Below are 16010 nucleotides of genomic sequence, written 5' to 3'. Positions count from 1 at the left end.
CAAACAGCTAAAGAGCTCCGCAGCTTTCTGGCTGAACAGCTAGATAGCTAGTCTCACCTATGGACCTTTCGGTTTGATCTGCCAGCGCGCGTGGGGCGGTCACTGGCGAGTCTGATGCGCGCGCAGCGTGACCACCTGAAAGACAAAGGATGTCGCTCAGTGCACGCCCCAGTGGGTCTGGCGAAGGTTTCGCACGTAAAGCGGTGAAGCAACACAGCCGGGCGTCTCGAATTGGCTTATCGAAGGGTGGAGCGTTGGCGCGCCGGGCATCTATTTGCGGCTGAAGGGTCAGGGTCGGCCATCACCTTCCACCGGGGCGCGGAGCGGTCCTGCGGTTGCGTCATTGATGTCTGCGGCGACAAGGATCTGACCGCCTATCTCAGTACCCAGTGCGCGACGCTCCTTGGGGCCTGACCAACGCCTATGCCGCCGAGCCGAACGGCGATCTGGTGCAAATCTGCGCACCAGTGGTGCCGCCCGGCGCGGCGTGAGATGCGCCTGCGAAACGGCGAAGCGAACCGTTGGAAGATGGTGGCGGGGCCGGATTTGTGGCTTTATGTTGCCGCCTTGGGTGGCGGCGCATGGGAGGCGCGGCAGGAGGGCCCGCAACATGCCGAAGATATTAATTGTCGATGACGATCCGGACGTGCGCGACCTTGTGCGCTATGAGCTTGAGGCGCGCGAGTTCACGGTGGTGGAGGCCGCCTGCGCCGCCGATGTTGCACCGCTTTTGGCCCCCGCGCCGCCCGATCTGATCTTGCTCGATCTGCGTTTGCCCGACTTGGACGGTCTGGCTTTGGCCAGCCGCTTGCGCGCCACCTCATCAATTCCGATCATCATGCTGACGGGGCTGGGCGGCGATGTGGATCGGATCGTCGGGCTGGAAATGGGGGCCGATGATTACGTCGTCAAACCGTTCAACCCGCGCGAATTGGTGGCCCGGATCAAGGCGGTGTTGCGCCGCGCGGGCAGCGGGGTGGTTCCCGCCGATTTGGCCGACCATGATCGGCGCAGTTTTGCGGGATGGGTGATCGATCTGTCGGCGCGCAGTCTGGAAACCCCCGCGGGCCAGCCCGTGGCGCTGACCAATGGCGAGTTTCTGCTGCTGGAGGCTTTCGTGCGTGCGCCGCGCTGCGTGCTGAGCCGCGATCAATTGCTTGAACGCACCCGCGCCGATGGCGGCGATGTGTTCGACCGAACCATTGATGTGCTGATCTTGCGCCTGCGGCGCAAGATCGAACCCAATCCCCGCGCGCCGCAATTGATCCGAACCGAGCGTGGTGCGGGCTATGTGCTCGACGCCGATGTGCGCCGCTTGTAAGCCTCTAGGCTGAGCCGCACCGCTGCCGCCAGCACCTCTTCGGGCACCGGTTTGCGCAACAGGTTGGGCAATTCCGACCCCGCCTTGCCCGGCGCGCCCGAGGTGAACAGAACCGGCAGATCGGGGCGCAGTTCGCGCGCGCGTGCCGCCAGCGTTTGCCCATCCAGACCCGGCATCGCCAGATCGGTGTAAAGCAGGTCAATCTCGGGAATATCGCGCAAAAGTGCCAGCGCGGTTGCGCCATCGGGGGCGGTCGCGACCGCATGCCCCATGCCCCGCAACTGATCGGCGGTAATTTCCAACAGATCGGCATCATCATCCACCGCCAGAATGCAGGCCTCTTCCGCCTCGGGCGGGGCGATCACGGGCATGACCCGTTCGGGGCTGACGGGAAGCTGCATCGTTACGCGCGTGCCGGTGCCGGGTGTGCTGTCCAGTGTCAGCGTGCCCCCCGATTGCTGCACGAAGCCATAGACCATGCTTAGCCCGAGCCCGCTGCCCTTACCGATGGGTTTGGTGGTGAAGAACGGCTCAAACACCTGCGCGGCGATATCCGGGGCGATGCCAGTGCCGGTATCGGCAACCGTCAGTTCCACAAATCCCGGGGCGGCGGCCTGGGTGGTAATGGTGATCTGGCCTGCGCCCTCCATTGCGTCGCGCGCATTCACCGCCAAATTCATCAACGCGTTTTCCAACTGGCCCGGATCGACGCGCACATTGGGAAGGTCTTCGGCCAGATCGGTGACAAGGTGCACGCCCGATCCCAGGCTTGATTGCAGCAAATCCACCATGCCATGCACCAGCGCGTCGAGCGCCACATCTTCGGGCGCAAGCCGCTGGCGGCGCGAAAAGGTCAACAGCCGGTTGATCAACGCCGCACCGCGATTGGCCGCCGAGAGGCCCCGTTCGGCGCGCGCTTGCAGCGTGGGCACCTCGGCCAACTCGCGCATCAAGATGTTGAAATTGCCGATGATGACCGCCAGGATATTGTTGAAATCATGCGCTAAGCCACCGGTCAACTGCCCCACGGTTTCCAGCTTTTGCGCGTGCAGCAACTGGCTTTGCGTAGCCCGGCTTTCGGTTACATCCATATGGATCGTGGCAAAGCCGCCCTGCGGGATCGGGTTGGAGCGCAACTCCAGCACGCGCCCCGAGGGGAAGCGCAATTCATGCCGCTCGGACAAGATCAGCCGTTCCTGTGCGAGTGCATTCAGATCAAGCGGCGTGCCATCGGGGGTAAAGGCCTGCACTCCGCGTGCTTCCAGCTTTTGGTTCAGCACTTCGATCGAGGGCTCTTCCGAGACTTCCGCCTCGGTGAACTCATGCAGGCGCAGATATTCGGGGTTGAAGGCGACAAGACGGCGGTCGCGGTCAAAGACCGAAAACCCGTCTTTCATCGTTTCAAAGGTCGCCAGCAGCAGGTTGGAACGTTCCGCCAGTTCGCGGTCCAGCTTTTCCATCTGCGCCGAATTTTCTCGAAACACCATGAAAGCGCTCGCTAGGTCGCCGATTTCATCATGCCGATTGGCACCGGGCACCTGCGCATTGCGATCCCCGGCCGCCAAGCGGGTCATGGCGCGAGTGACACCGGCAAGATTGGCGCTCAGCGGGCGAATGACCAACAGATAGGACACGCCCCCCGCCACCAAGATCACCCCTAGTGCAATGGCCGCAAATTGCGTGGTGCGGGCCAAGATCGTATCGCGCAAATCTTGCGTGACTTTGGCGGTGGTGCGGCTGGCGGCCAGAACGCGGCTGTCGACTGCCGCATTCAATTCGGCGGCGCGTGCACCGGCGGCGGCCAGCGCGGTTTCTGCCCGCGCGCGTGCGGCAATTTCGGCGCGCTGCAGGGCGAACAGTCCGGCAGGCCCCATCTGCGCGCGATAGCGCGCCACGGCGGCGTTGAATTCTTGGCGTAACCCGGCGGGGAGCGCGGCGCCCACGCTTCCCAATTCTTCCAAAGTGCGCGCAAAGGCGGCCCGATTTGCCGCCAGACCGGGCGCGTCCCGCGCGGTTGTGGCCAAAAGCAGTTCCGCCGTTGCCCGCCCGGTTAGCCGTTCAGCGGCCAAAAGCGGGGCTTGGCTGCGCACCGCCGTGCGATAGGTGTCCGGGTCGGGCAGCGTTTCCCCGGCGGTGATCGCGGCGACGGCCAGGATCGACGGGCCAATGATCTGGCGCACGGTTTCCTCAAGCGCCAACATCTGCGCCCGCTGCGCCGCGCGGTCTGCCGCCACGCCGCGCAGGGTTTCCAGCGCGCGGCGCAAATCGGACAGCCGCGCCGCCAGCGCCTGCGAAAGGGTCTGGATTTCCGCGCTGTCCCAGCCGGTGTCACGCGGGTCGCTGCGCAGGGCTTGTGCTTGCGCGGCAAAGGCGGCCAGATCGGCCTCGACCGCGCGTTGGGCCGCACTTAGGGCTTCCTCGGTGCCTGCGGCGGCCAAGCTCGCCCCGCGTTGTTGCAGCCGCTCGCCGATCCGCGCGAGCCGAAGCGCCGCCGCCATCGCGGGCACATCGCGCCCGGTCACGGTTTCGGCGGCGGTGCCGATTTCGTCCAGCGCGCGGATTGCGGCAATCCCGGCCAAACCCATCGCCAGTGTCGACAGCGCGACGATCAGCAATAGCCGCCCCTGAATGCCGCGCCACCTCATTCGAGCGGCTCCAGCCCCATCGCCTCGCGGTAATGGCGGCGCTGGCTGTCCCGGCCCAGCCGGTCGGTGATCCGGTCCCATTCGGCGGCCGCGGCGCGCAAAGCCGCCTGCGGGGGCATGTCGCCGGTCAGAACTTTGCCGATCCGGTCGTCAAGCGCGGCCATATAGGCGGGGTATCCGGGCAGCCGCAGATCGTGGGCCGTTTGCGGCGCATTCAGGCTTTTGCGCAGAACAGCCAGATAATCCGTGGCGGCGCGCGGCCCCATCAGGCTGGCCCATCCCGCGGTGTCTTCCAGTTGCGAAAGCCGATAGGGGTTGAAGCCTGATGCCCCCGACATCACATCACGCGCGGCCCGGTCTGGCGCGGCCATATAGGCAATAAAGGCAAAAGCCTGCGCTGGATCTGCCGCCCCGCGCGGAACGGCGGCGATCCAGCCGCCAAAGGCCAGAAAGGGCACCGATTGCGGCGCCGCCAGCCGGTCCCAGCGCCGCGCTTGCGGGTTCCAGACCTGATCCGTGCCGGGCAGGGCGAAGAACCCAACCTGATCCGCGATCCGAGACGCGGCAGGATCGGTGGCCAAAACCCCGATATCGGACCAATCAAGCGCCATCGCGCCCCGCCCGGCGGCAAAGGCGCTGCGCACCCCGTGGCTGTCGAGCGGGCCGGTCTGGTCGGTACCGGTTGCGACGGCGGCCAGATAATCTTGCAGCGCGCGGGCCCAAGCCGGGTTGTCAATCTCGGGCGTCATCGTTTCGGGATCAAAGAAGAAATGGCCCGGATGATCGGGATGCGCGGTATAGGCGGCGGCATGGCTGAATAGCGACCAAAGCCTTTGTCCATTGGTGGCCGAGGCTTCAAGCGTGCCCGCAAGGGGCTGGCCCTGCGGGTCGGGGCGTGTGGCAAAGAAGGTGGCGATCCGGCGATAATCGGCCCATGTCTTCGGCGGGGCAAGTGGCTGGCCGGTGGCCGTTTTGAAAGCCTTGCGGGTGACCGGATCGTCAAACAAATCGCGCCGATAGGCCCCCATATGCAGATCGCCATCCAGCGTGACCGCCATCCATTGCCCGCGCCAGCGCATCAGCCCATCGCGGTAGGCGGGGTGAATGCCCTGCACCACGGGGCTTTGCACCAATGCCGCTGGCACGGGGTGCAGATAGGGGGCGAAATCGGGCAGCCAATCGGCCGGAAAAATCACCACATCGGCGGGCGTTTGCCCGGTGACAAAGCCCATCATGATCGCGCTGTAAAGCGCGTCGAAGGGCTGTGTGATCACGCGCACAGGCTGGCCGGTTTCCTGTGTGAAGGCCGCACCATGCGCGCGCGCAGGCCCGGCAATCGGGCCGCCATCGCGCGTCAATACCTGTAGGGGCGCAGCCGCTGCGGGCAGCGCCGTCAGCAGCGCCAATATGACAATTGTTACAAGCTTGCGCGCGATCTGAGACATATGCGGTTCATCTGGCCCCGGTTTCTTTCTTTCAAGAGCATCGCACAGAGCGTGCCAAGGAGGAACCATGATACCCCTGACAAGCGACCTCGTGGCGATTGGCAAGACCGCGACCGACAAGGCCGATGCGATCGCGCAGGCGGTCGATTTGTTGACGGCGGCGGGCAAGATTGACCCGCGTTACGGTGCCAGCATGATGGGGCGCGAGGCCGTCGCCAATACATTTTTGGGCAATGGAATCGCGATCCCGCATGGTCTGCCGAAAGACCGCGACCTGATCTTGGATACCGCTATTGCCGTGGTGCAATTGCCCGGCGGTGTCGAATGGGGGCCGGGCGACCGCGCGCGGCTGGTTGTGGCGATTGCCGCGAAATCCGATGAACACCTGCAAGTGCTAAGCAACCTTACCGATGTTTTGGGTGACGAGGCCGAGGCCGAGCGCTTGGCGACCACCACCGATCCGGCGGTGATTGTGGCGCGGCTCACAGGGGCCGAAATGCCCGCCGCAGCGCCCCAGCCTGCGGTGGAAGATTTCGACCAAGGCTTTGATGCCGTGGTCGAGGGCGCGCATGGGCTGCACGCCCGCCCCGCCACCACGATTGTTGAAATTGCCAAAGGCTTTGAGGCCGAGATCCGGGTGCGTCATGGCGCCAAGACTGGCAATGCGAAAAGCTTGATTTCCCTTTTGAACCTTGGCGCGGCGCAGGGCGCGGCTTTGCGCATCAGCGCCGAAGGCCCGCAGGCAGAGGCGGCGCTAGCCGCATTGCAAGCGGCTTTCGCGGAAGGTTTGGAAAAGGAAGAAGATACCGGTGCACCTGCCCCCGAAGCGGCTGCCCCCGGTCGGACGGGGGCGGTGGCCACCCAAAGCGCGTATGAGGGCCGTCTCCTCCCCGGTGTGTCCTCTTCGCCCGGCTTTGCCATCGCTCCCGTCTTTAAATTTGCCCGCGATGAGGTGACTTTCGCGGAAAATGGCGCGGATGCAGGGGCCGAGCGTGTGGCGCTGGATGCGGCGCTGAAAACCGCCTGGCACCAGCTGGAAGAATTGCATGACGAGGTGTGGAAGAAATCCGGCCCTACCCGCGCCGCGATCTTCCGCGCGCATCAGGAGTTTCTGGAAGACCCGGAAATGCGCGCTGCCGCTGAGGCGCTGATCGACCAAGGTCGCAGCGCGGCTTTTGCGTGGCATTCCGTTTATACCGAACGCGCCGATATGCTCGCCGCGATGAAAGACACGGTGCTTGCGGGCCGCGCGATTGATTTGCGTGATGCTGGGCTGCGCGTGTTGCAAGAACTGGGCGAAGTGAAAAGCACCGAGGCGCATTTGCCCACCGCACCGTGTATTCTTGTGGCCGATGATCTGACGCCGTCTGACACTGCGCGGCTTGACCCGGAACTGGTGCGCGGGCTGTGCACCGCTGCGGGCGGGCCGACCTCGCACACCTCTATTATTGCGCGTTCGCTGGATATTCCCGCGGTGGTGGGGGCAGGGGCCGCAGTGCTTGATCTGCCCACCGGCACGCCTGCGCTTTTGGATGGGGCGGCGGGCGTTTTGGTTGCGGCCCCTTCTGAGGCCGACATCGCTCGTGCCAAGGCGGCGATGGAGGCTTTGGCTGCTGAGCGTGATGTAGAAGCGCGCGAGCGCTATAAGCCCGCGCTCAGCCCCGATGGGGCGCGCGTCGAAGTGGTTGCCAATATCTCTGACGTGGCCGAGGCCCATGCGGCGGTGGAGGCCGGGGCCGAAGGCGTGGGGCTTCTGCGCACCGAGTTTCTGTTTGTGAACCGCGACGCGCCGCCAAGCGAAGACGAGCAGGTGGAGATTTATTCCGCCATGCTGGGCGCGATGAACGGCTTGCCGATCATCATCCGCACGCTGGATGTGGGCGGCGACAAGGAAATCCCCTATCTGCGCATGCCGGTCGAGGAAAACCCGTTTCTGGGCGAGCGCGGCATTCGGTTTTGCCTCTCGCACGAAGATATTTTCCGCACGCAATTGCGCGCGATCTTCCGGGCCTCGGCGCATGGGCCGGTGCGGATCATGTTCCCGATGATTGCGATGGTGTCGGAACTTGAGGCGGCGTTGCGCATTGCCGAAGAGGTGCGGGCCAAGGTGCGTGCCGCGCCCGTCGAAATGGGCATCATGATCGAGATCCCCTCGGCAGTGATGATGGCGCGCGAACTGGCCGAGAAGGTCGATTTCTTCTCCATCGGCACCAATGACCTGACGCAATACGCGCTGGCGATGGACCGGATGCACCCGGTTTTGGCCAAGCAAGCCGATGGTTTGCACCCGGCCGTGTTGCGGCTGATCGACCAAACCGTGCGGGCGGCTGATGCGGCGGGCATTTGGGTCGGCGCTTGCGGCGGCATTGCGGGTGACCCGCTGGGCGCGCGCATCCTTTCGGGCCTTGGTGTGCAAGAACTGAGCGTGTCCATCCCCTCGGTGGCCGGTGTGAAAGCCGTGCTGCGCCGGGCATCGATGGCGCAAAACCGGGCCTTGGCGGAACGCGCCTTGGCGGCGGCAGATGCCGCCACCGTGCGGGCACTGGCGTAAGGAGGGGATGATGCAACCGACCATCGCCACTGTTTCGCTTAATTCCGCGATCGATCAGACCGTGACCGTGCCGGGCTTTACGGCGGATGCCGTGAACCGGGTCGAAACGGTGCAGGTCGATGCGGGGGGGAAAGGGGTCAATGTGGCCTCGTTCCTTGCACATTTCGGCCATGCCACGGCGGTGGCGGGGCTGTTGGGACGCGACAATGACACGCTATTCGCGCGCCATTTCGCGCAAGCGGGCATTCGCGATGCCTGCACCCGCTGCGAAGGCGCGACGCGGACCAATGTGAAAATCGTCGACCCGGTCTTGGATCAGGTGACCGATCTCAACTTCCCCGGCGTGCAAGCGTGGGAAGAGGATTTCGCCGCCGTTTCTGGCATGGTGGCGGGGCTGATGGCGCGCGGGCTGGATTGGCTGGCGCTGTGCGGCAGCTTGCCCGCCGGGCTGGGGCCCGAAAGCTATGCCCGGCTGATCGCGCAGGCGCGGGCCTCGGGTGTCAAAGTGGCGCTGGATACCTCGGGCGCGCCGCTGGGGCCAGCGCTTGCCGCACGCCCCGATATCGTCAAACCCAATGCCGAGGAATTGGGCGCCTATCTGGGCTGCGAATTGAGCACGCGTGATGAAGTGCTGGGGGCAGCGCGCGCTTTGGTGGACCAAGGTATCGGGCTGGTGTCCGTTTCCATGGGGGCGGCTGGGGCTGTGCTGGTGCGTGGGCATGAGGCGGTGCACGCCCGTCCGCCGCGCATCGCCGTGGCCTCTACCGTGGGGGCGGGCGATGCGATGGTCGCCGGTCTCATCCATGCCGCCACTTTGGGCCTTGATCTGGCTGAAACCGCGCGGATGGCCACGGCCTTTTCGCTGGGGGCGCTGGGCGAGATTGGCCCGCGCCTGCCCGCACGTGCGCAGATCGACGCGCTGGCGCGCGACGTTGAAATTACCGCGCTGGGCTAGGCCCGCGCGTCATTCGGGAGGATCCCATGTCGAAGATCGTTGCCGTGACGGCCTGCCCCACAGGTATCGCGCATACCCATATGGCGGCCGAAGCGCTCAGCGCCACCGCTGCGCAAAAAGGCCATGACATCCGTGTTGAGCGGCAAAGTTCGCAAGGCGTGCAAGACGCCTTGCAGCCTGCCGAGATCGCGGGGGCCGATGTCGTGGTGATTGCCGCCGATATTCATGTCGATGAGGCCCGCTTCACCGACAAGCCCGTTTACCGGACCACGCCGAGCCGCGCCATCACTCAGACGGCGGCGCAGATCGACGCGGCCCTTGCCCTTGCAGGAGAGGAGAGCTCGCAAATGGCACCCCAATCAACCCCCGGCGCATTGAAGGTGGTGGCGATCACCTCTTGCCCGACCGGCATCGCCCACACCTTCATGGCGGCGGATGCGCTGAAAAAAGCCGCCACCGCGCGCGGCTGGGAAATGGCCGTGGAAACCCAAGGCTCGGTCGGCTCGCAAAACACGCTGAGCGATGAACAAGTCGCGGGCGCGGATCTGGTGGTGATTGCCGCCGATACCCATGTCGACGACAGCCGTTTCGCAGGCAAAAAGGTCTATAAAACCTCGGTCGGGGCCGCCGTGAAGGGTGCGGCCAAAGTGCTTGATGCCGCTGTGGCCGAAGGCGAAGTGCTGGGGCAAAACTTGGCCGATACCGTCGATGCGCTCAAAGCGAAACGTGCTGCGGCGCGCACCGGCCCTTATCAGCACCTGCTGACCGGCGTGTCTTACATGCTGCCGCTTGTTGTGGCGGGTGGTCTGCTGATCGCGCTTTCGTTCGTGTTCGGCATCAAAGCCTTTGAAGAAGAAGGCACGCTGGCGGCGGCGCTGATGTCGATTGGTGGCGGGGCGGCGTTTAAGCTGATGGTGCCGATCCTTGCGGGTTACATTGCGTATTCAATCGCCGACCGTCCCGGCCTGACGCCGGGTCTGATTGGCGGGATGCTCGCTGTGAACCTTAACGCCGGGTTCTTGGGCGGGATCGTTGCAGGCTTCTTGGCGGGCTACGTCGCGCGTTGGCTGCGCGATGCGATCAAGCTGCCGCGTACGCTCGAAGGGCTTAAACCCGTTTTGATCTTGCCGCTGCTGTCGACGCTGATCACCGGTCTGATCATGGTCTATGTGGTGGGCGAACCGGTGGCCGCGATCTTGGCTGCGATGACCTCCTTCCTGCAAGGGCTGGGCACGACCAATGCCGTGGTGCTGGGGCTGATCCTTGGCGGCATGATGGCGGTTGATATGGGCGGGCCGATCAACAAAGCCGCCTATACCTTTGCCGTGGGGCTTCTGACCTCTGACACCTATGCGCCGATGGCCGCCGTGATGGCCGCTGGTATGACCCCGCCGCTTGGTCTGGCGCTCGCCACCTTGGTTGCGAAGAACCGCTTCGCGCCGGAAGAACGCGAAGCCGGTGGGGCTGCTGCGGTGCTTGGTCTGTCCTTCATCACCGAAGGCGCGATCCCCTTTGCCGCCAAAGACCCGGCGCGGGTGATCCCCTCGATCATCGTGGGCTCGGCGGTGGCCGGTGCGCTTTCGATGGTGCTGGGGTGCCAGCTCATGGCCCCGCATGGCGGCATTTTCGTGCTGGCGATCCCGAATGCCGTGACCCATCTGGGCGCCTATGCAGCCTCGGTTGTGGCGGGCACGCTGGTCACCACGGGCATGCTGATCGTGCTGAAGAAACCGCTGCGGGACGGTGTCGCGGTTCCCGCGTAAATCCTGCAATCACTCACGGAGCCAGACGGTCCTTAGGGCCAAGGACCAGACGGATGGGGCGCGGTGCAGATCGCGCCCCTTTTCCTACCTGGACATCCAGAGGCGCTGTTGCTGACAGGCGGCGTTCTTCCTATGTTCTTGTAATGCGAGTCGAACTTCACAGCGTTTTTCCTTTGCGTCGTGCCCGTGTGCATGAGGTCTATGGGCCGGGTGCCATGAGCTTTGCGGCCATGGCCGCCATGGGTGCCTGCCTGTGGATCAGGGAAAGCTGGTTGGTAGACACGCCTACACCGCAGGGGGTGTTGCCATTTCTGGACCCGGCAGGCTTGCTCATGGCTCGCCCCAAGGATCAGACCGATGCATTGGCCGTGGCCGAAGAGGCGCTGAAAGACGGGGCGCTGCCTTTTGTCATGATCGAGATCACCCGCGCGCTCAACCTGCGCGAGGGGCGGCGATTGCAATTGGCGGCAAAGGCGGGCGGCACGACGGGGCTTTGTCTGATTTCCGAAGGCATGGGGTCAAATGCCGCCGAAACGCGTTGGCATATCGCGCCGGTCTTTGACCGGCACAGCGAAGACTCGACTCTGATGCGCTGGGAAATTAATAAGAACAAATCGGGAACAATTGGTGCCTGGCATGTTCGATGGGAGCCAAAAACGCGTCGTGTGCATGTGGTTTCCCCGGTTGGCGAGCGACCGGGTTCTGCGGGCACGTCCAGTTGATGGCCCCTTTGCGATCACCCTTAAATCGAACAACACCGAACGGCTCTATTGCCTGAACGTGGCCGCCGAACGCTTGGGCCTGACGCGCGGCATGAGCTTTGCCGATGCCCGCGCTTTTTGCCCCGATCTGATCAGCCAGCCCGCCCGCCCCGATCTGGAGGCCCGCTTCCTTGCCAGCTTGCGCCGCTGGGCGACGCGTTATTGCCCTTGGGTCGGGCGCGATGGTGTGGATGGGTTGGTGCTGGATGTCACTGGCTCGGCGCATCTGTGGGGCGGTGAGGCGGAGATGCTGGCGGATATTCAAAGCCGTGCGACACGCGCCGGGCTGACGCTGCGCTTGGGCTGCGCGGCGACCCGTGGCGCGGCTTGGGCTTTTGCGCATTATGGGGCAGATGCGGCGGCACTTCCCGATCTGCCGGTGGCGGCGCTGCGCCTTGATGCGGCAACGGTGACGGCGCTGCAACGGCTTGGTCTCCGAACCATCAGGGATCTTGCGTCGGCCGCCCGTGCCCCGCTGGCGCGGCGTTTTGGGCCCGATGTGCTGATGCGTCTCGATCAGGCGATGGGGCAGGTGCCCGAACCGGTCATGCCTGAAACCGATCCGCCAAGCTTTGCGACCCGGATGAGCTTGCCGGACCCCATCGGCCTGACCGAGGATGTGATGGGCATCACCGCCCGGCTTCTGGCCCCGCTGTGCGACAGGCTCAACCGCCATGAGATGGGCGCGCGGTGTCTGGTTCTGACCTTGCGCAGGGTCGATCAGGGCAGCCAGCAGGTTGAGTTGCGCCTTGCCGCGCCGATGCGTGACCCAAGCCGCATTTTGCCGCTGTTCACGCGTGGCGTGGGCGAGGTGGATGCGGGCTTTGGCATTGATCAAATCCGGTTGGAGGCCACGCAGGTCGAGCCGCTCCCGGCGCAGCAGATCGGGCGCATGCACAGCTCTCCCGATCAGTTGAATGATTTGATGACGCGGATCGGCACCCGGATTGGGCTGGAAAATATCCAGCGGTTTCTGCCTGCTGACAGCCACATCCCCGAGCGCAGCTTTTCCATTGCGCCGGCTGTGTTCAGCCGGCCTGACAATGGCTGGTCTTGTCTGCGCCCGCGCCCCCTGCGGCTGTTCCCGCCGGAGCCGATTGCGGGGCAGGGGGCCACGCCGCCCGGACAGTTCCGCTGGCGGCGCATGGCCTTCACCACCGGGCGCGCCATCGGCCCCGAACGCATCGCGCCGGAATGGTGGCTGGTGGATGCGGCGTGGCGCTCGGGCCTGCGTGATTACTGGCGGATCGAGACCCGCGAAGGGCGCAGGCTTTGGCTGTATCACACGCCGCAAAATCCCGGCTGGTTCGTGCAGGGGGAATTCGCATGAGCTATGCCGAGCTTTGCGTCACCTCGAATTTCACCTTCCTGACCGGGGCCTCGCATCCTGAAGAATTGATGCTGCGCGCCGCGGAATTGGGGCTGGAGGCCATCGCCATCACCGACCGTAACACGCTTGCGGGCGTGGTGAGGGCCTATTCGGCGCGCAAGACCTTGCGCGATGAGGCGGTCGAGAAGCTTCGTATCCGCTCATCGCATCAGGTCGATCCCTGCTCGCGGCAGGCCATCGGCCTGCCGCAGGACTTGCCCGCGCCGGATGTCCCCAAACTGCCCAAACTCATCGTCGGCACCCGCCTTGTGCTGCGCGATTGCCCGGTTGAATGGCTGGCTTTGCCCACCGATCGTGCCGCCTATCATCGCGTGTCGCGGCTTTTGACCTTGGGCAAGCAGCGGGCGCAAAAGGCCGAGTGTCATCTTGATCTGCGCGATCTGGAAACGGGCTGTCAGGGGATGATCCTCATTGCCCTGCCGCCAAAGGATTTGTCCCGCGCGCAAGCGCCGCTTCACAGGCTGCAACGCCGCTATCCCGGTCAGGTCTTTCTGGGGGCAGCCCCCCGTTACGACGGTTCCGATCAGGCATGGTTCGATGCCTGTGCCGCGCTGGCGCTGCGGTGCTCGACGCCGATGGTGGCGGTGGGCGAGGTGCTTATGCATCAGGGACGGCGGCGCCGGCTTGCCGATGTGCTGACCTGCCTGCGCGAGGGGCTGACCATTGACAGGATTGGCACGCGCGCCCTGCCCAATGCGGAGCGCCGTCTCAAGGGCGCCCGCGATATGGCGCGGCTCTATCGCAATCATCCGGCCGCGCTGAAACGCACGTTAGAGATCGCCGCGCGCTGTGGCTTCGATCTTTCGGAGCTGAGCTATGAATATCCGGACGAAATGTCCGAAGGGGAGGCGCCACAAGCCCGTCTGCAACGTCTGGCGCGCATGGGGCTGGAGCGCCGCTACCCGCAAGGCGCGTCTGAACGTGTGCATCAGTTGCTGGACAAGGAACTGTCCTTGGTTGGGGAACTGAACTACGCGCCCTATTTCCTCACCGTGCATGACATCGTGCAAGAGGCGCGGTCGCGCGGCATCCTGTGTCAGGGGCGCGGCTCGGCGGCCAATTCCATCCTTTGTTACCTTCTGGGCATCACCGATGTGTCGCCCGACATGATCGGTATGGTGTTCGAGCGTTTCATCTCTCGTCATCGCGGCGAACCGCCCGATATCGACGTGGATTTTGAACACGAACGCCGCGAAGAGGTGATCCAGTGGATCTATGAGAAATACGGCCGCCACCGCGCCGGTCTGTGCGCCACGGTGATCCATTTCCGCACCCGCGCCGCGATCCGCGAGGTGGGCAAGGTCATGGGCCTGTCGCAAGACCTGACCGCGCGGCTGTCGGGCGATATCTGGGGCATGTCGAATGTGGGGCCGGATCTGGAGCGCGTGCGGGCGTTGGGGCTGGATCCGACAGATCAAAGGCTGGCGCAGACGCTAGAACTGATTGGCGAGATCATCGGCTTCCCGCGCCATCTAAGCCAACATGTCGGCGGTTTCATCATCACGCGCGGGCGTCTGGACGAGCTTTGCCCGATTGAAAACGCGGCGATGGAAAACCGCACCGTGATCGAATGGGACAAGGACGATATCGACGCGCTTGGCATTCTCAAGGTCGATATTCTCAGCCTGGGGATGCTGACCTGCCTGCGCAAGAGCTTTGACCTTTTGCAGGCGCATCAGCAGACCCGCCTGACCCTTGACACCGTGCCGCAGGAAGATCGCGCCACCTATCAGATGCTGCAACGCGCCGATGCGGTCGGGGTGTTTCAGGTCGAAAGCCGGGCGCAAATGAACTTCTTGCCCCGGATGAAGCCCAAGACCTTCTACGATCTGGTGATCGAGGTTGCGATTGTCCGCCCCGGCCCCATTCAGGGCGGCATGGTCAAACCCTATATCCGGCGCAGGCAGGAGCTAGAGGCGCCCGAACCCTTTGGCCCCGCGCTGGCAGAGGTGACGCGCAAAACCCTAGGGGTGCCGCTGTTTCAGGAACAAGCGATGCAGATCGCCGTTGTCGGTGCAGGCTATTCGGCGGAAGAGGCGGACAAGCTCCGCCGCTCGCTGGCCTCTTTCCGGCGTATGGGCACGATTTGCGAGCATCGCGACCGCTTTGTGCGCGGCATGATGCGCAATGGGTACAGCCAAGAGATTGCGCAGGCCTGTTTTGGCCAGATCGAGGGCTTTGCCGATTACGGCTTTCCCGAAAGCCACGCGGCGGCTTTTGCCATGCTGACCTATGTGTCGTCTTGGCTCAAATGCCATCACCCGGCGATCTTTGCCTGTGCGCTTTTGAATTCTCAGCCGATGGGGTTTTACGCCCCCGCGCAGATCGTGCGGGATGTGCGCGAACATGGCGTCGAGGTGCGGCCCGTCTGCGTCAACCATTCCGGCTGGGATAACCTGTTGGAACGCCGCGCTGATGGGGCTTTGGCGCTCCGGCTCGGGTTGCGCCAGATCAAGGGCTTTCGCGAAGAGGATGCGGGCTGGATCGTCGCGGCGCGCGGCAATGGTTATCAAGACCCGGAAAGCGTCTGGTTGCGTGCGGGCGTCGCGCCTGCTGTGTTGGAACGGCTGGCCGAGGCGGATGCCTTCATCGGTATGGGGCTGACGCGGCGCGATGCGCTGTGGCAGGTGCGGGCCATTCGCGCGCCGAAACCCTTGCCGCTGTTTTCCGATCCGCTTGACGGCGAAGGCATCCACGAGCCACAGGTGCCACTGCCCCACATGCATCTGGGCGAGGAAGTGGTGGAAGATTACGTCGCGCTGCGCCTGACGCTGCGCGCGCATCCGATGGAGCTTTTGCGCCCGTCGATCCCCGGCCTCACGCCGCATGACCGTCTGCCGGGGGCGCCGTGCAAACGCACCACGGTCTGCGGCCTTGTCATCACGCGCCAGCGCCCCGGCACAGCGTCGGGCGTGATCTTCCTGACGCTGGAAGATGAAACCGGTGTTTCAAATGTGGTGGTCTGGCCCAAGATCTACGCCCGTTTCCGCCGTGTTGTCATGGGCGGGCGGCTGTTGCGCGTCACCGGGCGGCTGGAGCGCGAGGGCATTGTGGTGCATCTGATCGCCGATCACATCGAAGACCTGTCGCACAAACTTTCGGAACTGGGCCACCCGCTCGACGACGCCATTGGCATCACCCAGCCGCAAGCCGATGATGCCCCCCGGCCCACCCGCGCG

General features: G+C 64.5%; 9 protein-coding genes. 7 read left to right on the top strand and 2 right to left on the bottom strand.

Features of this window, described 5'->3' with window-relative positions:
• The first annotated feature begins 610 nt into the window (after positions 1-610).
• Positions 611-1321, top strand: a complete 711-nt coding sequence (locus tag CKO11_RS16815; RefSeq protein ID WP_223641393.1) for a response regulator — start codon at positions 611-613, stop codon at positions 1319-1321.
• Here the strand turns inward: CKO11_RS16815 and CKO11_RS16810 are convergent.
• Positions 1288-3966, bottom strand: a complete 2679-nt coding sequence (locus CKO11_RS16810) for an ATP-binding protein (RefSeq protein WP_223641390.1) — start codon at positions 3964-3966, stop codon at positions 1288-1290. The two genes, CKO11_RS16815 and CKO11_RS16810, sit on opposite strands and share 34 nt — an antisense overlap.
• Complete coding sequence (locus CKO11_RS16805; RefSeq protein WP_223641387.1) at positions 3963-5411, bottom strand: ABC transporter substrate-binding protein; 1449 nt, start codon at positions 5409-5411, stop codon at positions 3963-3965. Before CKO11_RS16805 ends, CKO11_RS16810 begins: the two co-directional genes overlap by 4 nt.
• Positions 5412-5478: 67 nt before the next feature.
• Between CKO11_RS16805 and ptsP the strand changes: the two genes are divergently transcribed.
• From ptsP to CKO11_RS16775, 6 genes are all read left to right on the top strand, one after another.
• On the top strand, positions 5479-7962 hold the full coding sequence (ptsP, locus tag CKO11_RS16800; protein WP_223641385.1) for a phosphoenolpyruvate--protein phosphotransferase: 2484 nt from the start codon (positions 5479-5481) through the stop codon (positions 7960-7962).
• Positions 7963-7972: 10 nt separating this feature from the next.
• Positions 7973-8917, top strand: coding sequence for a 1-phosphofructokinase (pfkB, locus tag CKO11_RS16795; protein ID WP_223641383.1), 945 nt, complete (start codon positions 7973-7975; stop codon positions 8915-8917).
• Between the two features lie 26 nt (positions 8918-8943).
• A complete protein-coding gene (locus CKO11_RS16790; protein ID WP_223641381.1) occupies positions 8944-10680 on the top strand; it encodes a PTS fructose-like transporter subunit IIB in 1737 nt (578 codons plus the stop codon).
• A 53-nt stretch (positions 10681-10733) separates the two neighbouring features.
• Positions 10734-11402 carry an ImuA family protein gene (locus CKO11_RS16785; protein ID WP_411742025.1) on the top strand — a complete coding sequence of 223 codons (669 nt, stop codon included), beginning with the start codon at positions 10734-10736 and terminating at the stop codon, positions 11400-11402.
• Positions 11350-12771, top strand: coding sequence for a Y-family DNA polymerase (locus CKO11_RS16780; RefSeq protein ID WP_223641379.1), 1422 nt, complete (start codon positions 11350-11352; stop codon positions 12769-12771). Before CKO11_RS16785 ends, CKO11_RS16780 begins: the two co-directional genes overlap by 53 nt.
• Positions 12768-16010, top strand: a 3243-nt coding sequence (locus CKO11_RS16775) for an error-prone DNA polymerase (protein ID WP_223641377.1), incomplete at its 3' end; no start/stop codon positions are given. The genes CKO11_RS16780 and CKO11_RS16775, both read left to right, overlap by 4 nt.

It is taken from the genome of Rhodobacter sp. TJ_12 (genome assembly GCF_020023995.1).
Classification (GTDB): Bacteria; Pseudomonadota; Alphaproteobacteria; order Rhodobacterales; family Rhodobacteraceae; genus Rhodobacter.
Note: the sequence above shows the minus strand (reverse complement) of the source record. Positions and strands in the feature narration are given on the sequence as shown.